Origin of the sequence: Peribacillus deserti, assembly GCF_002863585.1 — a bacterium.
In the GTDB taxonomy this organism is placed as follows: Bacteria; Bacillota; Bacilli; order Bacillales; family DSM-1321; genus Paraperibacillus; species Paraperibacillus deserti_A.
Genome location: NZ_PGUY01000057.1, coordinates 42,875 through 52,213, shown reverse-complemented (window position 1 = coordinate 52,213; position 9,339 = coordinate 42,875). Strand labels below are relative to the sequence as shown.

The 9,339-nt window shown below is 41.4% G+C and carries 12 protein-coding genes; 7 read left to right on the top strand and 5 right to left on the bottom strand.

From position 1 onward, the window contains the following. Window positions 1-310: 310 nt before the first annotated feature. The 4 genes from CUU66_RS18030 to CUU66_RS24355 all read right to left on the bottom strand — a co-directional run bounded on the left by CUU66_RS18030 (window position 311) and on the right by CUU66_RS24355 (window position 1,811). Window positions 311-460, bottom strand: coding sequence for a YvrJ family protein (locus tag CUU66_RS18030; protein WP_101644738.1), 150 nt, complete (start codon window positions 458-460; stop codon window positions 311-313). Between the two features lie 70 nt (window positions 461-530). Continuing rightward, window positions 531-749, bottom strand: a complete 219-nt coding sequence (locus CUU66_RS18025) for a DUF2922 domain-containing protein (protein ID WP_101644736.1) — start codon at window positions 747-749, stop codon at window positions 531-533. A gap of 254 nt (window positions 750-1,003) precedes the next feature. Beyond that, a complete protein-coding gene (locus CUU66_RS18020) occupies window positions 1,004-1,222 on the bottom strand; it encodes a DUF1659 domain-containing protein (protein ID WP_101644734.1) in 219 nt (72 codons plus the stop codon). 442 nt (window positions 1,223-1,664) lie between these two features. After that, window positions 1,665-1,811 carry a hypothetical protein gene (locus CUU66_RS24355; protein WP_180955346.1) on the bottom strand — a complete coding sequence of 49 codons (147 nt, stop codon included), beginning with the start codon at window positions 1,809-1,811 and terminating at the stop codon, window positions 1,665-1,667. A 186-nt stretch (window positions 1,812-1,997) separates the two neighbouring features. Here CUU66_RS24355 and CUU66_RS18015 point away from each other — a divergent pair, with 186 nt between their 5' ends. From CUU66_RS18015 to CUU66_RS17990, 6 genes are all read left to right on the top strand, one after another. Beyond that, complete coding sequence (locus tag CUU66_RS18015) at window positions 1,998-2,831, top strand: glycerophosphodiester phosphodiesterase (RefSeq protein WP_101644732.1); 834 nt, start codon at window positions 1,998-2,000, stop codon at window positions 2,829-2,831. A gap of 115 nt (window positions 2,832-2,946) precedes the next feature. Further along, on the top strand, window positions 2,947-3,267 hold the full coding sequence (locus CUU66_RS18010; RefSeq protein ID WP_101644730.1) for a hypothetical protein: 321 nt from the start codon (window positions 2,947-2,949) through the stop codon (window positions 3,265-3,267). A 189-nt stretch (window positions 3,268-3,456) separates the two neighbouring features. Continuing rightward, a complete protein-coding gene (locus tag CUU66_RS18005; protein ID WP_101644728.1) occupies window positions 3,457-4,620 on the top strand; it encodes an ABC transporter ATP-binding protein in 1,164 nt (387 codons plus the stop codon). Next, a complete protein-coding gene (locus CUU66_RS18000) occupies window positions 4,620-5,258 on the top strand; it encodes an ABC transporter permease (protein WP_101644726.1) in 639 nt (212 codons plus the stop codon). The genes CUU66_RS18005 and CUU66_RS18000 overlap by 1 nt, the downstream gene beginning before the upstream one ends. Before the next feature lie 31 nt (window positions 5,259-5,289). Next, the gene (locus CUU66_RS17995) at window positions 5,290-6,201 is read left to right on the top strand and encodes a glycine betaine ABC transporter substrate-binding protein (RefSeq protein WP_101644724.1); all 912 of its coding nucleotides are present in this window, start codon (window positions 5,290-5,292) and stop codon (window positions 6,199-6,201) included. Then, window positions 6,201-6,854, top strand: a complete 654-nt coding sequence (locus CUU66_RS17990) for an ABC transporter permease (protein ID WP_101644721.1) — start codon at window positions 6,201-6,203, stop codon at window positions 6,852-6,854. Before CUU66_RS17995 ends, CUU66_RS17990 begins: the two co-directional genes overlap by 1 nt. Before the next feature lie 67 nt (window positions 6,855-6,921). On the opposite strand, the gene CUU66_RS17985 is transcribed toward CUU66_RS17990, so the two are convergent. Then, entirely contained in the window at window positions 6,922-7,449 is a 528-nt protein-coding gene (locus CUU66_RS17985) for a DUF2179 domain-containing protein (protein WP_101644718.1), read from the bottom strand. A 1,063-nt stretch (window positions 7,450-8,512) separates the two neighbouring features. On the opposite strand from CUU66_RS17985, the gene CUU66_RS17980 reads away from it, so the two are divergent. After that, entirely contained in the window at window positions 8,513-9,298 is a 786-nt protein-coding gene (locus tag CUU66_RS17980; protein WP_101644716.1) for a GNAT family N-acetyltransferase, read from the top strand. Window positions 9,299-9,339 lie beyond the last annotated feature (41 nt).

Sequence of the window (9,339 nt, the reverse complement as noted above, 5' to 3'; positions counted from 1 at the left end):
CACCTGATAAAGAAGACTTGCTGATTGGCAAGCGATAGCGAAGACAGAAGCTTAGTCGCCCTTATGCGTTAGCCCGGCATAAGACGAGCGGCAGTAAAAGGCCGATTTTGCCTTTTAATGGCGATTGGCTAGACCCGCGGTGTCAGTCCGGAGCTGGACAATACCCGCTGCTCCCGCAGGAGTCTCGCACCTTACGTTCCAATCAACCTGTTTAACAATAGAATAGGTTCACCGAACTATTAAAAAACAACATTCTTTTAGAAAAGAGCCTAAAAAAAAGAAACTCTGGCGCAGAGTTTCTTTTCTCCATTTATGGAAGTGGTTTATCTTTCAACAGCGGGGGAAGGTTTTGAATAGATTGAATCAGGATGTCAAGCTTTGATTCAATACGATAAAGCAGGTACAACGAGACAACTATTGGAAAACCTACCTCGCTGATAAAAGTAAAGAGTGTTTCCAAGACAACTCCTCCTTTATATGTTAGTAGGGAAGCCATTCCCCGGGCTTAGCAGAATGGCTTCATCCTTCTATTAAATCAATTCATACTCCTGGACCGTTCTGTCTATGATCCTGGCATTTTTTTTTGCAGTCAAATCTCCTGAACTAGTCATGAAGATGTTTGCTGCGAGAATCGAATCCATTGCCTGTTTTACAGCAGCAACATCGACCGGCTCTTTTGGGTCCTCCACAGATATCTTTGAATTTTTGCCATCGGCGGTGATAAACACCAGTTCTAACGTTTTTGCCATTCCTTTCGCTCCTTTTTTTTAGTTTGGCTGTTTTCGCAAACTTTGTTGTTATTGAACAAGGGGGTTAATTTCTACTTCAGGATGCACGTTTTCCGCGAGGCGGGCGCCTGATTATCCTCGGCCTCACCTGTCCCGCTGCTTCTGCAGGAGTCTCGCACCTTACGTTTCAATCAACCTGTTTAACAATAGGGTTGGTTCTCAGAACTTTTTAAAAAACAATAATCTTTTAGAAAAGAGCCTTTAGTTTCCACAAATTACGCATTAATGCTCTGTACATCCTCCCTTGTTACATCAGCAAGCGGAAACTTGCCAAGACCTGCTAAAGCCTGCGCGGTTTGCTGAAGCTGATCTGGAGTGGCCGCGGGCTTTACATTTGGAAGAGTCTTCTTTTTAAAAATCGGTTCATTTTTGTCATTTAATCCTGCTTGGACCGAATACTGCAGTGAAGATGTGATCAATGTTTGATTTGCCATTTTTGTTCACCCCCTTTCACTCTCTATATAAAGAGCTGCGGTTAAAAAGGGGCATGGATGCAAAAAAAACCGGAAATTTTCCGTGCAGTATGTGCTGTCCGGGTAGTTCAAAATTCCAGGGCTCCCGGGCACATGGGCCGCTGCAGCATATTAAAAAGGCTGATCCCGGGTTTACTGGATCAGCCTCCTTAATCTTTTATAGGTTTCCTGCTGTTTATCTAGACCGCTAAGAAAGCGATGGAACGGTATTATGTTGACTCTGCTACAGGCCGCTGCCTTTTACCCCAGCTCGTCTACTATAATACGGGTAAAATGATGCTCGTAATCAGCCTATTTTTTAAGGCGGCTATTATTTAACTTAGTTAAGTATTTATAGAAATTTTTTTCTCATGAAATCTCAAGCTTTAATTGGAGCTCTGCTATCATCTTCTAAATCTAGCAGTTATATTTTGTTTTTAGCCTTTTCACTTAACATATGGTAATCGTTTTGAGAGAGTAAGCTGGCAAACAGTTTCTTTCTGGAGATGACTTTCTCAGCTTTTACTCCTTTTTTTAATAAGGAAATAATTAATTCATTGACTGTTGGCATATGTACTACCCTTCTCTTCCCTTGCAGAATTGACAAAGACACTTCCCTGCATAATACCTAGAATTATATGCCTGTCCTAATTAAATTGCAAATAGATTTTTTACATATTCCTCTATCCATTTATAGAATTGACATTTAACGTTTAGTATTTTACCCTTAGAAAAAATCACATAAGGTGTGATCACTGTGAAGGCTCCTGGATCCAAACGTCTGTCTCTGTTCAGCCTTTTCCCGCTATTAACATTTATAAAAAAAGGAATGAACAAGAATGATGTAATCTCACCGAAATATCCCCTTATCATTGCTCATCGGGGGGCGTCTGGCTATTGTCCTGAGAATACCCTTGCCGCCTTTAATGAATCCCTGAAAATGGGAACGAAATATATAGAACTCGATATACAATTAAGCCGGGATGGAGAACTGGTAGTCATTCACGATACAACCTTGGAAAGAACCACTAACGGAAAAGGCTATGTAAAAAACTGGACTTATGAAGATCTATCAAGATTAGATGCTGGTTCCTGGTTTAATGAACAGTATAAAGAAGAACGGATTCAGCGTCTCCAGGATGTCCTTGCCCGTTATAACGAAGCCGCCGGATTCGTTATTGAAATAAAGAAACCGGCACTTTATCAAGGGATTGAAGAAAAGTTAGCTGATGCGTTAAGTGAGATTACCTTTCAATCTGACCTGTTGTTCCCTGTTATGGTCCAGTCGTTTGATGAAAATTCCTTGAAGACCTTCCGGAGCTTTGCTCCTGATATCCCGATTGGGCTGCTTGTAAAGAGACAGCCTGCAGGTATCAGTACAAAAAGAATGAAACGGATCTCTCAATATGCTCAATTTATAAATCCAAAAATAAATATGGTTAACAGGCGTTTGATCAAAAGGATCCACTCCGTGGGTTTAGGGGTTTTTGTTTGGACGGTCAAGGATAAGAAAACAGCAGAGAAGCTCCGCCTCTATGGTGTAGATGGAATAATAACGGACTTCCCTGATTTGTTTAACAATAGAGAGTGATAATGGCCCCAGCCTGCTGACAGGCTGGTTTTTTTATGCAGAAGCATGGCTAAAAAGTATGAAAACCAATCCACTGGGGAAGACTTATTCACATTCTTTTCTTTAGGAGGATATGGTGAAAAGTCTATATTATATTAACGAACGAATGATGATACAGGGGCTCGATAAAAAAGAGAGCACTCTTGCACAAGTAAACAGTCTCAGAAGCTACATTGCCGAGAACAGCCTCCAGACAATCAAGCTTAATCCCCATCAAATAAACGATTACTATACAATACTTCATGCACTGTTGTTTGATCTTGAAAAAACAGGAACCCGCTATGAATACTTCCTCTATTACTCAGACGAGGCTGTGGCTAAATTCATACATCTTTACCCCGAAAGATGGGAACAAATAGGATTATATTTTAATGAGCTTAAATGCTGTTCTCATTAAATCATTGCTATAAAAACTGCCCGCAGCATGAGAAGTTAGTTATGTGTGTTTATTTGTGGGACATTCAGGGTAAACACACGTATCACGATATTATTTTCTTGAAATAATATCGTATGGAAAGAAGCAGCAAGAAATTGCTATTCTAGCAGAATTGTCTTGTTACTACACATTTTGGGGTGAAAAAGGAAAATGATTCGATTTGAAAAAGTATATAAAAGGTATGCGGATGGGTTCCAGGCCTTAAAAGATATTAATCTGGATCTTGAAGCTGGTAAAATCCACGTGTTTATCGGCCCAAGCGGCTGCGGAAAGTCTACGACTATGAAGCATATCAACAGGCTGATCACACCAACCGAAGGAAAAGTTTTCATTGACGGTGAGGATATTACCGCAGTGAACCCTGTCCAGCTAAGAAGGAAGATTGGTTATGTAATTCAGAATATTGGTTTATTCCCGCATATGACCATTGCAGAAAACGTTGCGGTAGTGCCTCGTTTATTAAAATGGGATGAAATCAAAATCCAAAATAAAGTGAATGAACTCCTCTCTTTAGTTAATCTCCCTCCTGAAACATATAGAAATCGATTTCCAGGTGAACTTAGCGGCGGCCAGCAGCAGCGTGTCGGGGTTATACGTGCCCTTGCTGCAGAACCCGATATTATCTTAATGGATGAACCCTTTAGCGCACTGGATCCCATCAGCCGGGAGCAGCTTCAGGATGAATTAACCAACTTACAGGAAAATATCCAAAAGACGATTGTCTTTGTCACGCATGATATGGATGAAGCCATAAAAATAGCTGACAATATCGTTTTGATGAAAGCAGGAGAAGTCATCCAAGTCGGCACACCCGAGCAGATTCTCCGACACCCTGCCAACGATTTTGTTAAAGAATTCATCGGTAAAAAGCGATTGGTAGAACATAGAGAAAATACGATGTTTACGAACTTTGATGAAGGAGTGCCATCTGTCAGAGAAGTAATGATTGATAAGCCGGTAACTGCTGCGCCTCAGCGCGGGCTTGCTTCCTCACTGAATCTGATGGAACAGCGCAGAGTCGATTCGTTAATTGTTGTGGATAAACACAGAAAGCTGCTCGGATATGCGCCTATCCTGAATGTACTGGGCCACATCAGCGATGAAACTAAAGTACTTGCAGATGTGATGCAGTCATTTACGTTCTCTGTAAAACCGGAGGATCCATTTACCGCAGCACTAGAGTATATGGGACAAAATAATGCCCCCTATGTTCCTGTAGTGAATGAGGAGAATATACTCGTAGGAGCCGTAACAAGAGGAAGTATAGTCCGATTAATGTCTGAAGTATATCCTGTAATAGAAGAGGTTTTATAATGATAGCTGAATATATAACTTTTCTTAAAGAACGATATCCGGATATTCTGGCCCGGACTGGTGAACATTTGATTATTGTTGGTGCTGCGGTCATTCTCGGGTGTATTGTTGCGATCACGACAGCAATCATCCTGACACGCTTTAAGGATAGCTTGGCAGGCTCCATTTCATTCGGCCTGGCGAATATCTTCCAGACCATCCCTTCCATTGCACTGCTTGCAATGCTTATACCGCTGCTGGGAGTCGGCAGAAATCCTGCTATTCTTGCCTTGTTCCTCTATTCCCTGCTGCCTCTGTTAAGAAACACCTATTCAGGCATCAAGGAAGTAGATGCCAATATTGTCGAGGCAGCCAGGGGGATGGGCTACAGTTCATTCCAGAGATTGTGGAAAATCGAGCTTCCTCTTGCAAAGCCATATATACTCTCGGGCATCAGGCTGACAACGGTGTATATCATAAGCTGGACTACTCTTGCAGCCATTGTCGGAGCAGGAGGGCTTGGTGATTTAATCATTGCCGGGATGGCCAATAACAATAACTTTTTAATATTCACAGGAACGATAAGTGCCATTATTCTTGCACTTGCAGCTGACCTGATCCTGGGCTTTGTTTCAAAGGACAGAACGGTAAAAGGATAAGAGAATCATAATTGGGGTGAAGAAAAACAACATGCGAAAAGCCAGCAGACTATTGCTTGCTATAAGTCTTGTTTCCATCTTCCTTTTATCTGCCTGCAGTCAAAAGGAAGATACGATAAATATCGGGGCGGCAACCTACACGGAAACAAAAATAATGGCAGCAGTTTATAAAGAATTAATAGAAGACCGGACAGATATCCAGGTTGATATTACCCCGGATCTTCTGTCCACTTCCTTGATCCTTAAGGCATTGGATCGTGGAGACCTTGATATGTCTTTAATGTACTCAGGCATGATTTATAATAATTTCTTTCCCGTGAAAGTAACGACGAATCGTGAGGAAGTCCTTTCACAGGCTAAGAAAGGGTTTGACAAATACTATGATATGAAATGGTTTGACCCGCTCGGATTTGAAAATACGTATGCATTAACTGTAAGAGAAGACATAGCTGAGCAAAGAGGCTTAGAAAAGATTTCAGATTTGAAAAAAAGTGAAAAAAACATGAAATTCGGGGTAGATTCATCCTGGATGGAACGGCCTACAGATGGCTATCCCGCTTTTAAGAAAGCCTATGGTGTAACCTTTGAGCGGACATATCCAATGGACGTGAACTTAGTCTACGAAGCGGCTGCCAGCAAGAAAATGGATGTTGTCCTTGCCTATTCTACAGACCCGAGGTTGATTCAATACAAATTGAAAACCTTAAAAGACGACAAAAGGTTCTTCCCGCCATATGATGCTTCCATACTTGCGAGAAACGACACCTTAAAAAAACATCCTGAATTAAAGGGAATTATTAATACGCTTAGTGGCAAGATTAATGAAAAAACCATGACAAACCTTAATTATCAAGTGGATATTAAACATAGAAGCGAACGGGATGTAGCAAGAGAATATCTTGTGCAGCAGGGCCTTCTTGACAAGGAAAAGGAGGAAAGCTGATGCAGACATTAAAAGATATGGCAGCTTATATTGGAGAAAATTACGATCTTCTGCTGATCTACACTGGGCAGCATCTATTAATGGTTGTATGCGGGGTTTTCCTGGCACTCATTGTCGGCACCCTGCTGGGAATTGTTTGTGCAAGGTTTAAAAAGGCCGCACCCTTTATATTGGCGATCGCTAATATCATACAGATCATACCAAGTCTTGCACTTCTGGCGATACTCATGGTCTATTTTGGACTCGGTTTTTATACCGTCGTTGCCGGACTGTTTTTATACTCTCTTCTTCCCATTATCCGCAACACCTATGTGGGTCTCGACCAAGTGGATCAATCCCTGATTGAAGCCGGACATGGTATTGGCATGACCTATTTCCAGCTTCTTTTAAAAGTTCAGCTTCCGCTGGCCATGCCGTTTATTATGGCAGGACTTAGGATAGCGGCTGTTATTGCGGTCGGAGTAGCAACCATTGCTCCTTTTGTAGGCGGAGACGGCCTGGGACGTGAAATTTTCTCAGGAATTAATTCCCGCAATGATATGAGGATATTTGTCGGGGCAATACCTGCAAGTCTGCTAGCCATTATAGCAGATCTTGTGCTTGGAAGAATGGAAAGAAAAATGAAATATACTACAAAGCCGAAAACCAGCTGACCACTGGGGATCGTCTGAAATAATGAAAAAAAAGCAGCTATCGCAGCTGCTTTTTTTGTTTGTCTCATTATTTTCTATGCTTTGCTTTTTTCATACCTTTTAAAAGAAAACCGCCCTTGAATTTTCGAGGTTCATAGGAAATGATGAAAGCTCTGGGCTCATGTGTTTCAATAATTTTCATCAATTCTTTTTCCCGGTCTCGTCTGGTCAGGATATCCAGCTGATATCTCTTGCCGTCCCTTCCTTCCCCTTCAAAGACCGTTACACCAAACCCAAGCTCACGCAGTTCATTTATCAAGCTTTCGTTACGGCTGGCAAGCTTCACATTAAGATTGGTGTATCCAATCGCCAGCAAGGATTCCACGTAGCCGCCAATTAATATTCCAAGTCCAAACCCTACGGCGTAAACAACCATCGCCAAGCCGCTCTGATCCCCGGAAAATACGAGTGACAGCCCGAAAACATAAATTAAGGATTCCACCATGCCAAAGAGGGATGAAAACAGGGTTTGGCCTTTAACCATGAATATTGTACGAAGAGTAAGAATTGGTACATATACCAGTTGAAGTATTAATATCAGGATAATTTCTTTCAAAGCTAAACCCTCTCTCACTAATATAATTAAATACAAGCACCATAACCCTATTGCTATTTTAGTAAAATTTTATCACAAATCACTTTCTTTTTTCACTTTTTTTATAGGGTTTTAGGAATTTTACAAACTAAGCAGTCTTTATATTTTTACCCATAAAAAATCACTAAAAACGATTCTTTTTTAATGGTTTAGAATGAGTATTGATAATTTCCAAAAATTTCTTTAAGATTAATAGAAAAGAGCAATCACCCCGCTCAGCTGCCAGTGGTCTGGAACGCTCCGCATTAGATAAAGGAAGCAAAAAAAGCTGAATACAGTGGTACCTAAGCATACCTGACCATCTATCCCCTTCGTGATGAGTGTATAGCTTTAACACCTTTCACATATGTCAGGCAAAAGACCTGATAAAGTGTACTTTGCTGATTGGCGGGCAAGCAATATCGAAGCTTAGCCAAAGTTATGCGTAAAGCCTGGCTGGAGACATTTGAAGTGGTGTTCCCCCTCCAAGGGATGCGAGGCTCTATGATTCCAGCGCCTGCAGCTATACCAATACAAAGAGAGACGTGAATCATTGTTGTTTAGCAGGAGTAGAGTGAAATACAGTAGTCGCCTCAAGTGCGTACACTGTCTATGGATATAGTTCAAATTCTTTTTTTGATAGCTCTGTTAAACATGGCTGTTGATTGCAGCTAGCAGGCACTCGCGGACCTTAGGGGCGTTCCGGGAGCCTCCTCGGCATTGACGCCTGTGGGGTCTCCCTTAATAGAAAAGCGGAGGACGGTGACTTTCTAGGCATTTAAAAAAAAAACTGTGATGAGTAAACTCTTTAAAAAACTACATAATATGGAAAGTCAGACACCTGACAGACATAAGACGAGCGGCAGCGAAAGGCGCTTTTGGCCTTTTGATGGCGATTGGCTTATGACCGAAGGTGTCAGTCCGTAGCTAGACAATACCCGCTTTTCCCGCAGGAGTCTCGCATATCCGTTCCAATCAACATCGTGCAAAAATCAACAATGACCTTTAACATAGCCTTTTTGATAAAAACCTAGGAGCCGCTACAATGATTAGAAAATTAAATAACCAGGATCATGCCAAGGTCTTTTCCTTTTTAAAAGAGGAGCCTTCTTTCAATCTATTTATAATCGGAGATATCGAAGCATTTGGATATGAAACGGAATTCCAGCAAATATGGGGCGAGTTTGATGAAAAGCTGAACCTTATAAGTGTAATGCTGCGATTTCATGATTCCTATCTTGTATATGCCAAAGAGGCATTTGATGTGGAGGGCTATGCTCGCCTTCTACCAGTTGAAGGACCGGTCCAATTATCGGGCAAGTCAGAGGTAGTCGAAAAATTTGAAACGCAGAGCTTCATTCAACTGGGCGAAAAGAAAAAAATGTACTTTGCTGAATGCCGCAGTAAGTCTCATGCAAAGGACCCTGATTCAAGGCCAGTACATTTAGCGGATTTTGAAGATGTTGACAGGATTATGGAATTAAGAAGCAGGATAAAGGAATTTGTGATTACACCGTCCAGGAGAGATATCCTTGTACAGGCAATGAAATCGAAAACAGGACGAACATATTACATAGAAGAAAACGGACAAATGATCTCTGCTGCCGGTACTGCGGCTGAAAATTCCATTTCCGCAATGATAGTAGGGGTATGTACACATCCAGAACATAGGAATAAAGGGTTAGCCTCGGAAACCTTAATAGCTTTAATGGAAGATTTAATGGAAATCGAGAAAAAAACCTTATGCTTGTTCTATGACAATCCGGCAGCTGGAAGCATTTATCATAGACTGGGTTTCAAAGACATCGGAAAATGGACTATGTATAGATAAAGATTCAATGCTGCCGGTTTTATTAAATCATTCCAGTGACA